Origin of the sequence: Martinezella multihospitum (genome assembly GCF_900094585.1) — a bacterium.
GTDB classification, from domain to species: Bacteria; Pseudomonadota; Alphaproteobacteria; order Rhizobiales; family Rhizobiaceae; genus Rhizobium; species Rhizobium multihospitium.
The window spans coordinates 33,268-46,353 of record NZ_FMAG01000010.1 but is presented as its reverse complement, the minus strand read 5'-3'; the positions used below and the strand labels follow the sequence as shown (position 1 = coordinate 46,353).

Below are 13,086 nucleotides of genomic sequence, written 5' to 3'. Positions count from 1 at the left end.
GGCATCCACCTCGAAAAGTCGCGGTTTTGCGCCCAATTTTCCGACGGCCAGGGATCGTTCGTGGGCGATTTCGGCCATCAGAGAAGCCGAGCTGCCCTGCCGCTGCGCCGAGTCGCGCTATTGTAATAGCTCGAGGCTTGTTGAACCGAGCGATGCCTTGACTGCTCCATCGCTTCGGGAAGGGGAATGCCGCGGTTGGCAGCTTCGGTGAGGTATCCGGACCGCAGCCCGTGTGCGGAGAATTCCATAGGCTCCAACCCAGCCATCTCTGCCCGCAGCTTCAGAATCGCATTGATCGACTGCGGATCGAGCGCTCGTCTTGATACGGTTCCCCAACGCCCGATCCCCCGAAACACGCTGCCCTTGTCGATCTTCGTCCCCGCCAGCCAAGCATTTAACGCCTCGACAGGCCGCCCCGTCAGATAGACGACGTCGTCCTGCTCGCCGTTCGTCGTTTTGGTACGTCCGAGATGAATGGCCAGAGAGGGGAGGGGAGGGCCGTCGGCCACCTCGATCGGCGGCTCGACGGTCAGTTGCTCGACGTGCAACTTGGCGATCTCGCTACGCCGGCGGCCGCCGGAGGCAAAGGCGACCATCAGGATCGCCCGGTCGCGCAGATCACGCAGGCTGTCGGTCGCGCACGTGGCCAACAGTTTTGCCAGCACGTCGCCGGTAACCGCCTTGGCGCTCTTGCGACGCCGGGTCCTCGGGACCGCGCGCACGGCCAGACGGATGGCTGATTTGAGGGCAGGGGAGGCGAAGGCGCCGTCGAGGCCTCGCCATTTCGTCAGCGTCGACCAGTTTGCCAGCCGCCGGCGCACCGTAGCCGGCGCGTGCGGGCCGACGGCTTTTAGAAAGCCCTGGTGGCGGAGCTTATCGTCGACCTCGGCCGGCATGCCGTGATCGGGGTCGGCCGCGCGCTTCTCAGGATCCCAAAGGTGATGGGCGACGAACTTCAGGAGCAGGGCTTCAGGCGCCGGCCAGGGCAGAGATTTTCCTGTCGCGGCCAAGCCCCAGGCTTCGAGATAGGCGAGATCGGAGGTGAGGGCCCGCAGCGTGTTGTCGCCCATGCCCTGGTTGACGAGGTGGCGCAGCGTCTCGACATCCTGGTCGGTGAGCAGCTCGGCGAGCTCGTCGCGGCGTTCCATCGGCATGACAGAGGCGATAGTGTCGAGTTCTTCGGCGCGGCGCTCGACGGCGGACTGGGTGGCGGATTTGCTTGGAACTGCCATCAGTCGATCTCGACATGAGGCCGCCAGCGGCGGATGATCTGGATAATCTCCGGCTTGTAGGCATCCGGATAGGACAGCGTCTCCTCGCGGGCGATGAAGGTGAAAACGGTGATCATGTCCTCGCAGATCTCCGGATCGAGATCGGCCAGGTCGGTTAGGTCGAAGCCGCCATGCACCTCGGCATTCCACCAAGCCAGCAAGAAGTTGGCGACACGGCGGCTTTGCCCGGTATCGCCGTGCGCGACGTTGAGCAGCTTTTCGAGGGCGAAGCGGACGCGGTCTTCCATGGAAAAAGGCCTTTGCGGAGCGGTATTTGCTCAGATTCGAGGGATTCGGAGCCTCTGTCAATCTACCATCGATAAACGTTTGTTATCGATGGTAGATATGCCAACCCAAAACCGTACCATGTGAGGAACTGCAATATTCAGATAGAGTTCTTTTAGAAAATCATTTATCATGATTTCAATGGCTTACGATCTCGCGAAAATCAGCATGACAGCCCTGATGCGACCGGCTTTCGACGCGGGTGCTGCTCTGACGCGTTTGGACGAGCGGATCGCCCGTTCACCGGTCGGCGCCGGCTGGATCGAACGCATGCATTTTACCGATGCGTGCGCCTCGCTGTGGATCGACGGCGAGCTCGTCCATCTCGAAGATCTCGTCCTCCACGACGCGACCCGCGATATTCGCACGCCGACCCACGAACTGACAATCGCCCGCGACGTGCTGCGCACCCGCCGGCGCATTTCTGGCCAGTCCCCTGGCTGGGCATTATCCGCCGATGGCGTACGCACTCTCAGAAAGACCGCGGAGATTACATCGGCCGATGCGGATGATGCGCAGGCGATCGGTACCGTCCAACGCGCGGTCGCAAGCGATCCGGAAGGGGAGGGGGAAGATACCGACGACATCGGAAATCTCCCCGGTGTCGATTATGCCGCCATCGATGCGGTGCTCGCCCGATCGGAGGCAGCGATCGAGCAGGCGAAGCGGCCCGGTCGCGGTGATACCCGCGAACGAGATCCTTTCGTCTATGACCTCGACTGGGACGAGGATGCCCGGCTCGACGAATGGCGTGGCGTGCTGCGCCGGGCCAACGAGTTGCCGGCGGTGCTGCAGGCGATCGTTGCCCTCGATGCCTGGAACGAACTCTCCGTCCTGCAGCACGCGCCTTGGCTTGGCCGGCTGTTTTGCGCCTCTATCCTGCGCCAGGCCGGCATCACGTCAGGCGCCCATCTGGCCGCCATCAACCTTGGCCTCAAAACCATTCCCGTCGATCGGCGTCGGCATCGTGATCGGGAGACCCGGCTGCTCGCGATCGCGCACGGGCTTCTAGCGGCCGCCGAGCTCGGTCTGAAAGAACATGACCGGCTGGTGCTGGCGCGAACCCTGTTCGAGAGAAAACTCGAAGGACGGCGGACGTCTTCAAAAATGCCGGAGCTGGTCGACCTCGTCATGGCGAAACCGCTCGTATCGGCCGGCATGGTGGCGAAGACGCTGGACGTCACGCCGCAGGCGGCGCGGCGGATTGTTTTGGGACTCGGGCTGAGGGAGATGACGGGGAGGGGGAGGTTCCGGGCGTGGGGGTTGATTTAGTTCTGTAACGACATCGTTGCGGAGGGAAATGGTGGCCTCGTCCCAACGCTTGGGTATCGTCAGGTTAGGCAGAGCCGTTAGTAGATGTAGATCGGCGCAGGCCCCAAACCTCGACTTGGTATGATGATCTTCGGGCCTACGCCTGGATCACCGGGATGAGGGAAGGGTACAGCGTTTGACGCCGGCTGGATTGTCATCTTGATGTGTTGTGTGTAGTCATTGTCTGCGGAAGCAGTCACGTCCCCACCGACGAACACAATGTCGAACTTGACCCCTCCGTTGGTTTTTCTGACGATCTGGAAGTTTCCATCGTATTCGGCGCTGTCAACGATGCCTGCGGGCTTGTAGAGTGCATAACTGTCCAAGCCTTCAATCAGTGTAGAAAGCCAAGTGGAGAATCCGTAGTCGATCTTTTGATTCTTCGCGATGGCCTCACAGAGATGGTCTTCGGTGGCATACTCCAGCCCAAGCCTGTATTTGACAACGGTCTGAATGGTGTTGGTGAGCGTCCTAGATCCTCCGATGCTTGGGGTGATGCTGCCGACCCCTGTGGAAGTGGTTACGAGGAACGGGCCTGCGGCCTTCGCCTCAACACTCCCACCATATGCCGACGTATCAATTACTTTTAGGGTCAATTCGATAGCGGCGACGCGGCCGTTCAGGCGTTGAAGGCGCTTATCCTTACCCTGCTCTCGGCGCAACGCTTCCGAGAACGCGCACTTAATAGAACCGGCAACGTCGGCAATAGTGACGCCTTGGTTTTCGTTGAAGGATGCGGCCGATCGTTCGGCGCTAACACAGCCGCTTAGCATGAGCGCGGTCGCGCTCAGCGTCACAATCATTGTGCGCATTACTTGGCCCCACAAATCCCCTCCGGGGAACGTATGGCAAGCAAGCGCGAAATACAACTTTGAATCGTTGCAGTAGGAATCCGATTGCCGCCCCGCGCGTTCGTGCCTGATCTTCTCCTCGGTACGCATTAAAGCGCGGAGTTTTAATTGAGGTGTCGGGCGGGAAAGCCACTTCCCCATTTACAGGCCGCGCCGAGTTAGGCATGGGACGACCATCGGAACTTTGGACTTAGTCGACGTGATGCGGACTGACCGGCTGATTGTCTGAAGGTAGGTACTTTCGGAAAAAGTCTCGCCAGAATCTCACGACGACTTCAAGCAAATGAGCCGCTGGAAGCCACCTCTGTTCAGCTGCATCCTCACCCAGGTCGATGACCAGGTATCCTTTTCCAAAAGGACCCATGCCGAAGCCACCTTCTCCATATCCCTGGACGAGCAAGGTCTCCAAGGCGGCCTCCCTGGAGAAATGTTTGGTGCCGTTCGCAAGATCCTGAACGAAGACAAACCACACGCAGTGCTGGTCGATCCATTGCAAGAACTGATCCTTCTTACGGCCCGTAAGCCCCAGAGCGTCGCGAGCTGCCTGATCCTTGGAAAGCCAATCACCCCACACCCATTCGTGGAGGTGGTAAGCGCTGATGGCGCAATGCATCGCGCGTCTCGCCGAATGTGGCTCTTCGACGAACTCGTCAAAGTCTTGGACCAGCAGTGCGTAGAAGTCTCTCGCCGTCTGAATGTCGAACATGAGCAATCGCGTCCTCACGATGAGGGTACAGGTCCGCAGCCGACGACCTAGCAAACAGGGCTTCAATTACACGTAGGTGGAAAGACCGGCCATTATGCTTAGAAGTCATTCCAGAACTGCTTAAATGCTTCCATGAAGGTGTTGTGGTCGGTCGGCGACCAGCTCGTCGGGAATTCATGGCGGAGAAGCCAATGATAGTCGTTTGCGCATTTAAGCTGCGACTTATCCTCCATGAAGTACATGTGGTTAAAGCAGGCCACCAGGGTGTTAAAGTAGCTCTTCCCGAATAGATTGTTGGGTACGTTCCAGAGCATGCCCTCCAAGAAGTAGGACGGTGCAACGCCTTCCTCCAACAGGCCATCATCAATCATTCTATTCCGGATGTTTTTGAAGATCCGCACGGTAGGCTTGAACCAGCTATTCGTGGCCTGATGCTTGATAGTGCAATTCTCGGAGTGCTGCTTTGGATAGTTGACGATCTGGGTGCCATCGGCCTTCCAGAAGACAACTCCCTCCCTATAGGTCGGATCACCGACGGAAGGGTACGTGAAGTAAAGGCGATGTTCTGCGCAAGCCAATACGTCTGCATCACGGCGATTGCCACTTCCGGGAACGAAGATTGCCTTGCCTGACGCATCTACGCCACTACCGTAGTTGGCCGTGAGCCACGCCGCGACCTCGCGCTTGAATTGATTGAAGGAATAATCGGCTGCGCTCCAACCCCGGTCGAAATTCGCTTTTTCGACGGGATTGAGATTGCTGGTGTCCGAGTAGTAGACGGATGATAGGCGCATGACGATATCAACATCGCTGTCACGCCAGACATTGGTGTCGTTGCCGTAAGAGCCCTGCAAGAAATTGCTGAACCACTTCGCATAATAAGGCGACTCGGTGTCGTTGAGCACAGTACGGATGGTCTGATAGGTCGCTGCAGATTGCTGGGTGGCGCCGATGGAGGACCAGGTTGTGAGCTGAGCTTCGCTGATTGCCATGGATGGTCCGTCAGAGCAGGTATTCCTTCAGCAAGGCTTCGCTGTTCGCAAAAGATTCACGGCCGCGCTGACGGAGGATGTTGAGCTTCTTGAGGTCGTGTTCGAAAAGGTCGGTAGCCATTTCCGGCTGTTCGAACGTATCTGATATGCGGACGGTCGGCACGTCCTTGAAAAGAATCACGCGGAGCTGGTCCATTGACTGCGTGTTAATTTCCAGTGTCTTCTGAAGAAGCTGAACGCTTTGTAGATATCGCGCCCAATACATCTTGCTGAACATCGACTGTTTCGGGCTGGGATAAACGCCGACGCCGACGCTGACGACGCGAAGGTCTTCGTGAGGCAATCCAAGCGCTCGAGTGGCATCCGCGATGGCGTAAAGGGTAGGGTTATTGGCGCAATAACCACCGTCTACCAGCTTCACTTCATCGCCGCCTGCTGTGGTCAAAGTCATGGGCGAAAAGAAGGGGAAGGCGGAGCAAGAAGCTTGGACAGCGTCACCAATCCTGACGCCAAAGCCGGGCTTGAACGTGCCTTTGCGGCCATGGGCCTGCTTTACGTCGCCCTTAAAAATCATGGGGCGCTCAATCACCCATTTCGTGGTGACGATGCCAACGCCGGTTTTAACGTCGTCAAACTTGGCCTCTCCGAAAATCTTCTCAGAAAGCGCGGCCAGTTTAGCGGATTTCTGCTCCGCCTTCTTCAGTCGCATTATGTCCGGGACGTAAGTCTTGTAGTTGTCGTGGATCTCATCGACCGTCATGCCGAGTGCGATCATGGATGCGATTATGGCGCCGGTGCTCGTCCCAAACACCAGGTCGAATTTTTCGCAGAGGCGGCACCCGATAAGGCCTTCGATCTCGGCTAAGACTCCAAGGGTATAGAAACCTTTGGCGCCGCCACCATCAAGGCTGAGAATACGATAAGGTTTCTTTGTTTCTACAATGTAGGCCACTACAACTCCATCCGCACTTACAACCATTAAATGAAATCCGCTCACATGTCTCACATGTACAGATGTTGTCCACCGCGAAAGCGCGTTGGCTGCCGCCATTACTTGAGACTAAGACCTACTTTGCCGCAGCGCGACGTTGTTCCATTGATTGATGCTCCGCATGCGGCTCGCGATTGTTGACGGTGAGGATGTCGGGGCCTTGGGGGATGGCTTATCGCTGACGCAGCTCGCTGTGAGCTTTGATGAGCAGTTCGCTTCGAAAAATCCGGGGCTGATCTGTTCATAACAGTCGCCGTTTCATTCAATCTTGTTGAAGATCGACCGGTATAGCTATCATATTACCACGAAACGCTAAGTTGTGATTTGCGGGTGCAGGGTAGATTTAGATGAAGATTGATTTCTTAAGCCCAAAAGGCCCGCAACCCGCGGAGCAGATCGGTTTGAATGAGTTTCGTTCGAAGCTCCCGCCCAGTTGGAAAGGGTATGCGAATTTTTATCTACGAAACGAAAAGCGTCGAGGCCAGGATCGTGAGGTCGATGTTGTCCTGATCACTCCAGACCGGTTGATCATCGTTGATCTCAAGCACGGACGTGGAAAGTTCGAGAGCCGCAGCGGGTCTTGGTTTCAAAATGGTGAACCGATTGGTCAGTCGGCGGCGACAAAGATCCGGGAAAACGCCAAAGTGCTCGCGAGTACTATCCGGAAGCATGTTCAACAGATACCAGGAGCGCCTCCGGTAGAGAGCGCTGTGGTATTTACAAATCCCCAAGCCGATTTTTCCGGCCTCGAGCAACATGAAAAGGACCGCTGCTTCACAATCGATGACTTTACGCGCATCGGTAACGAGAGCATCTTTCGGACCTACTTCACAACGCGTTCAGATTTTGGGGGCTCGGCGTCACTGGCCGCCGGTCAGCACTTGTTCGGGCTTCAACGATTTTTCACGAACGACAAACACGTCGGTGCGACGCCCGCGAAATACCACGGATTCATTCCAACAGGGACCCCGGAATTCCGCCATCCCTTGTATGAAGAATTTTCCTGCCAGGACGAAGCTAATCCAAAATATACTGGATTGCTCCGCCTCTGGGACTTTAGCCGAGACCCAGAGGCCTTTGCCGTTGAGGAACTTCGACGCCCTGTAGCTGAGCGGGAGCGAACCGCGCTTGGCCATATCCGCGCAACCAACCCCCATTACTTCGATAACTTCGTCCTAAGGTCGCAAGCTCATGACCGCGAGTACGGACTGAATTTTTCGGAGGTTTTCGAGAAGCATCCTGATCTGGTACGACTTACCCGTTACGTGGGAACCATCTCGGAGCTGCCGACAGACAGACGAGTAGACATCGCAAAGCTCTTTTTGGACAGGGTTGCGGAACTCCATCGTGTAAAGCTAGCTCACAGAGATCTCGACCGACATTCCATTTGGATCGATGAGAGGCGAAGCAGCGTCGTCCTTTCCGGCTTCGGCGCCTCGCATTTCCCTGATGTAGATACTATCGGTGATAAGCGCGCCAAGCTCCTGGCCGGCGGTGTTCGAACGCCGGAAGATACGGCGCAAGGATCTGTGGCGTCTCCGTTCCGCCAAGATGTTTTCCTGTCTGCCGCAGCGGTATTTGGGATATTGACGGCCCGCCGTATCGAGCTTGTGGACGATGTACCCTACTGGTCAGAGAAGCTGCTGGAAACGGCTGAAATGACCGAATATCGACATTTTCAGGCCTGGTTCGAGCGAGCGCTCGATTGGGACCCGTCGAAGCGCTTCAACGATGGGATTGAAGCTAGCAGCGCGTTTGTCGATGCCATTTCACGGAGCCCATCGTTCAACGTTGAAAAACAGTTGGCCCAGTATCGTCGAGAAATCGACCTAATGGACTATGCCGCTAATGTCGACGAGTGGTTCAAGCGCACGCCGTACCGTGTGCTGAAATCCGGGCCGCTACTGATCAAAAACTGGCCCCAGCAATACATCGGAGACCTCAAGACGTCGGCTCTCGCCCTCCTCGCATTTTTCTCGCGCGGGGCCAGACTCGAGGGCCTCGCAGCACCGTGGGCCCCGAGGGTTCGCCAATGTTGCCTTTGCATGGACGGGTTGTTCCTAGCCCAGGACTGGGTTGACGGCAGCAAACTTTTGGAGGTCGATTGGAGCGGCCATGACGAAGGTAGTATTACCGCCTTCTTGAAGAAGCTCTTTGACGCCGTTGATGAACTTCATGCCGCCGGCTTGTCACATGGTGATCTAAAACCAGCGAACATCATTGTGTCCCAAACCGAGGAAGGCGCATCTGTACCGGTTTTCATCGATCTTCTTGATTTTTCCCGACCGGACGACGGTGAGCGCTTATCCCCAGCCTATTGTCCACCTTATCAGAATGATGACCTGCAACTCCGTGACCGATTTGCAGCAGGACAAATAGCAGTCGAGCTGATTGACGCCTGGGTGCAGAACAGCAGACACGAAACTCGTCTTCAGCAAAGAATTGCTGAAGGGGTGCTGAAATCGAACGAGGAAGGGGATTATTGGTCGACGCTTCAGCCGCTAAGGGACTCGCTGTCTGCCGCAAAGAGTACCAGTGAGAGCGTTGGTCTGGACCTCTCTGTCGAGTTTCGCGATCCAAAGTTTCCCGGCGCAATGCTTGCGGACAACGGGAGGTTCTACGTTGTTCTTCGTGAGGCGAAGAACCAGATCGAGATCTATGGCTTCGACCAAAAACTGCAAATCGATTTCGATCGAAAGGACATGAAACCGCACAAGGCGGCTATGTACAGCGTTGGCGCGAAGGAATCCAATTGGGCCGGGTCGAACAGTGTGATGCAGTTCCAAGGGGAGATTCGGATAGCCCACGCTTTGACCACAAGGTTTGCAGGGTTCGAATCAATCTTTGGGCAGGTAGCCACTCGACTCCAATCGACTGAGGAACAATCGCAACCTGTTGACGCGGTAACGGAAGGCAGTGTTGCAGCTGAGCCGGCAAAGAAGCCGATTCTGTCGCTGCCAGGTGGCCCTGCGGCGAAGGCGGTATTCCCCGTTGCGAAGTTTTGGGAGGAAACGATCCTCGCCGAGGAGGAGATTCTTCCCGAAATTAAACTTATCGAACTGCCGCGCGAAACCCACGAGCCTGGGACGATTCTGTTGACTTGTAATGAAGTTCCGGCGGTCGATGCCGTTGACGTTCGAACGGGGCAGTTCGCCACCGTCACTTGGAACGGCGAGCGCATTGGAGATCTCGATACCGCACGGGCGGGCCACGGGAAGGTGCTCGTTCGAAACGCAAGGTCGTTCCGGCGCCTTCAGCCAAACGACGTTTTGAAGATCCAATCTCCCGATAACCGGTCCAGCTTTCGGCGCAGATCAAGGGCAGTAGACAGGATCCTGCGCGGCCAGGCACAGATCGCCAATCTCATCTCTTATTTCAATCCCGTTGCAAAGATAGAGCCAGCCGTGGTGGCGGAACCTATCCCTGCCGGTGCACTCGATAAGTACGGGCTTAATCCGCAGCAGGAAGAGGCGTTCCGTCATCTTTGGGCTAATGGACCCGTTGGGCTTCTTCAAGGACCGCCGGGCACGGGTAAGACATATTTTACGTCGGCATTTGTGCATTGGGCACTAAACGACGGAAAGCTTCGTAACGTCTTGGTCCTGTCTCAGTCTCATGAGGCCGTCAACACAGTCGCCGAACGCGTTCTTAAAGTCTTCAACGACCGCGGCGGTGAGGTGGATCTTCTTCGCGTCGGGCAATACGACAAGATCTCCCCGCAGTTGCGGCGCTATCACTCTCAGTCTGTCCAGGACCGATACCGGGAGCTTTTCCGGGCGGAATTAAAGGATCGCGTCTCGACCGTTGCAAGAAAGCTAGGTTTGGACCGAGGTTACGTCAGAGAGGCCGTCGAAATTGAGGCGTCGATAGGCTCCATCGTCAGACAAATAGAGCTGGCGGAACAAGATCTAGGATCTACTGACCTCGACGCAGACGTTGTGGCCGCCGCGGGAAGGCGTCTCGGGACGCTGAACCGGACGCTTGAGAGATTCTTGGCCGACGAAATTGTTCCGCGGGAAGGGACACCCTTCGAAATACTGGATGAAGTCCGCGACGAGATTGCAAAGCGCCACCATGTTTTCGATCCCGATGCGCGGGACCGACTACTTAGGCTGCTCGATCTGTCGAGGAGCTGGTTATCTGTCCTGAGCGCTCGATCGAGAAATCTCGAAGAATTCCTGGCCCGCAGCAGAAATCTGGTTTGTGGCACCTGTGTGGGCATTGGCCGGCACGGTCTTGGCTTGGAAAAAGGCGTCTTTGATCTGGTAATCATCGATGAGGCGGCACGGTGCACGCCGGGGGAACTGGCGGTCGGGATGCAATCCGGAAAGAGGATTTTACTGGTTGGCGACCATAGACAATTACCTCCGCTTTTTGAGCACGATGCACTCAAAGCGATGGCGAAAAAACTACCGGGCTTTGCAGCGGAAGACTTCAAAAAGAGTGATTTTGAACGCGCCTTCTCTTCAAGCTACGGTAAATCGATCGCGAGAACACTCAAGACTCAGTATCGGATGGCTGCGGAAATCGGCTCTCTCGTGTCGGAAACATTCTACCCTGGCGAGGATCTGGAAACCGATCGTGAGCCGCCATCGAACATCTACGATCATTTGCCCGCGCCGTTCGACAAACAGGTAGTGTGGCTTGACACTGGCCTTTCGAAAAAGGGAAGCAACGACAGCGAAGTGGGCACAAGCTTCATCAACCGTCGTGAAGCGATCGAAGTTATAAGTCTGTTGAAGAAAATCGCCGCGTCTCAGGTATTTCTGGCGAAAGCGCCCAATACACTCGAACTTAAAGACGGGGAAGCACTGATCGGCGTCATCTGCACCTACGCGCAGCAAGCGGAGCTTATCGAAAACATGATCGTGGCGTCGGACCTGCCCTCAGATTTTCGCTCTTTGATCAAGGTCGACACCGTCGATGCTTATCAGGGAAAGGAGAACCGGATCGTGATCCTGTCAGTGGTGCGCAACAATAGTGAGGATGCTATGGGGCACGTTAAGAGCCGCAACCGTGTCAACGTCGCCATTTCTCGCGCGATGGATCGGCTCCTGATAATCGGGGCAGCTGCGATGTTCGAAAAGGGAAACAACTCTCTCAAACCGATCGTGCGTCACCTTAAGGCCAAGAATCGGATTATTCCGATCACAGCGCTGGGCGGTGCATAAATGTCCGGTTCACCGAAGGTTGACGCCGCAGCGCAAAGCAATTCGCTTCCGCCAATAGAGATTGATGAAGTTTCATTTCTTGTTCGCGCACAGAAGTTTCGGATTTCCGCTACCGCTATGAGGCGCTCCCCCATCTCGCTGGCGACCGAGTATGCAATTCGCTTGATTCATCTCGTTCCCGAAATTGGACCGGAGGCAATCGGTGAGTACTTTGGTTTCGAGGACGTAGAAACCCGTGTGCTCCTGCAGGATATTTTGGAAACGGGGTTGGTGCTGGAGAATTCCGGGAGGCTAACCTTGTCCGCTCGCGGATATGAGGCAATCTCACCGGTTTCCGAGGAACTAGAGATTTTCGCTCGCGAGGAAATTAGAACGTCTCAATCCTTCGACCTGATTGCCCTTGCACCCGTGGATGAAATTTCGATCGACCCTAGTATCGCGCGAAGGATTCCGGAGATAGGTATCCCGGACCGGGAAAAAGCGGCCAACGCCGCCTCTCAGATCGGTCGCGCATTCGAGGACCATTTTCTCGAGTGGAGACAGCGTAACGGGACACGCAATCGCACTGATGACCTTAAGTTCGAAGCAGCAGATGACGTTCAGCAAATAAAGACGTTTGCTGCCCCCTTCCACATATCAATTCATTACCATCAGGAAGATCCAGTCGGTTTGGAGCCGGATTTCCGGCCATTGCAAACTAAGGGCAGGCCGGGGTCCAGAAAACCGCTGATCGAGGCACTCAGTGCTCGCTTGTCGAGCATGCGTGCCCCGCCGGACGCCGATTTAGCCTTTCGATGGCTCCGCGAGATAGATGGGGACCTGTTATCCCGCGCTGGATTCAATGAAATGTCGGACGTTCGGTCGTGGATGGCGAGATGCCAAGACGAGACTGGGAGACAGTTGTCCCATCCCTTCAATCCCGGTCTGCGTTTGGCCGGCTCTATTTCGGGCATGTTTGTGCGAAATGCTCTGATCGAATGGACCAGGCTTCAAGGTCCAACCGACCCAACGCCCCTCTTCTGGATTCCACCGCATGCCGACTACTGGGGGAAGAGTCTTGCATTCGCGGCGGTCGTTCGTGAACTAAAGGCCCAGGAAACCGATGGTATAGTCCTAATGGCGCGCAACGGACTTGTGACACGCGATGCAAATTGGTGGCGCCGAACGTTTGGGAGAAGTGAAAAACATAATTCACTCTTTGACCGTTGCGTCGGCATCTCTAGCGATTTGCCAAAATCCTTGGAGGTTATTCTAAAGCCGGATTCTTGGGCTCTAGTGCTCATTCACACAAGTGAATCCAGATCGGGGCTTCCTCTGCCGATCGGATATATCACTGCCGATAGCGTTGTCGTCCAGGCGGTTACGCGGGCTGTGGCCGATGTCGCGAGCACCGCTCCGAACTCGAACGCGATGCTCTGGGTCAGGCAGGACGAGACACCCGACGCCGCTCTGAATGCAGTTGACACGGCACTCGGCATCGAGACGGTTTAGACTCTTTCTTCGAGGTC

At 56.1% G+C, this 13,086-nt stretch carries 9 protein-coding genes; 3 read left to right on the top strand and 6 right to left on the bottom strand.

All coding sequences use genetic code 11. The annotated features are described in order from the left end of the window. Window positions 1-77: 77 nt before the first annotated feature. Both GA0061103_RS29815 and GA0061103_RS29810 read right to left on the bottom strand, forming a co-directional pair. Entirely contained in the window at window positions 78-1,232 is a 1,155-nt protein-coding gene (locus tag GA0061103_RS29815) for a site-specific integrase (RefSeq protein ID WP_092718050.1), read from the bottom strand. Beyond that, the gene (locus GA0061103_RS29810; protein WP_092718047.1) at window positions 1,232-1,519 is read right to left on the bottom strand and encodes a DUF7673 family protein; all 288 of its coding nucleotides are present in this window, start codon (window positions 1,517-1,519) and stop codon (window positions 1,232-1,234) included. Before GA0061103_RS29810 ends, GA0061103_RS29815 begins: the two co-directional genes overlap by 1 nt. 169 nt (window positions 1,520-1,688) lie before the next feature. Between GA0061103_RS29810 and GA0061103_RS29805 the strand changes: the two genes are divergently transcribed. Beyond that, window positions 1,689-2,828, top strand: a complete 1,140-nt coding sequence (locus GA0061103_RS29805) for an RHE_PE00001 family protein (RefSeq protein ID WP_092718043.1) — start codon at window positions 1,689-1,691, stop codon at window positions 2,826-2,828. A 77-nt stretch (window positions 2,829-2,905) separates the two neighbouring features. Here the strand turns inward: GA0061103_RS29805 and GA0061103_RS29800 are convergent, their stop codons facing one another. From GA0061103_RS29800 to GA0061103_RS29785, 4 genes are all read right to left on the bottom strand, one after another. Next, entirely contained in the window at window positions 2,906-3,679 is a 774-nt protein-coding gene (locus GA0061103_RS29800) for a hypothetical protein (RefSeq protein WP_141694482.1), read from the bottom strand. Window positions 3,680-3,908: 229 nt separating this feature from the next. Continuing rightward, window positions 3,909-4,424 carry a hypothetical protein gene (locus GA0061103_RS29795; protein ID WP_092718036.1) on the bottom strand — a complete coding sequence of 172 codons (516 nt, stop codon included), beginning with the start codon at window positions 4,422-4,424 and terminating at the stop codon, window positions 3,909-3,911. Between the two features lie 98 nt (window positions 4,425-4,522). Beyond that, complete coding sequence (locus GA0061103_RS29790; RefSeq protein WP_092718034.1) at window positions 4,523-5,416, bottom strand: anti-phage nucleotidyltransferase; 894 nt, start codon at window positions 5,414-5,416, stop codon at window positions 4,523-4,525. 10 nt (window positions 5,417-5,426) lie between these two features. After that, window positions 5,427-6,368 carry an anti-phage phospholipase gene (locus tag GA0061103_RS29785; RefSeq protein WP_245304902.1) on the bottom strand — a complete coding sequence of 314 codons (942 nt, stop codon included), beginning with the start codon at window positions 6,366-6,368 and terminating at the stop codon, window positions 5,427-5,429. A 386-nt stretch (window positions 6,369-6,754) separates the two neighbouring features. Here GA0061103_RS29785 and GA0061103_RS29780 point away from each other — a divergent pair, with 386 nt between their 5' ends. Next, window positions 6,755-11,578 carry an AAA domain-containing protein gene (locus tag GA0061103_RS29780; RefSeq protein ID WP_092718027.1) on the top strand — a complete coding sequence of 1,608 codons (4,824 nt, stop codon included), beginning with the start codon at window positions 6,755-6,757 and terminating at the stop codon, window positions 11,576-11,578. After that, window positions 11,579-13,069 (top strand): hypothetical protein, encoded by a 1,491-nt coding sequence (locus tag GA0061103_RS29775; RefSeq protein ID WP_092718024.1) that lies wholly within the window; start codon window positions 11,579-11,581, stop codon window positions 13,067-13,069. The last annotated feature ends 17 nt before the right edge of the window (window positions 13,070-13,086 follow it).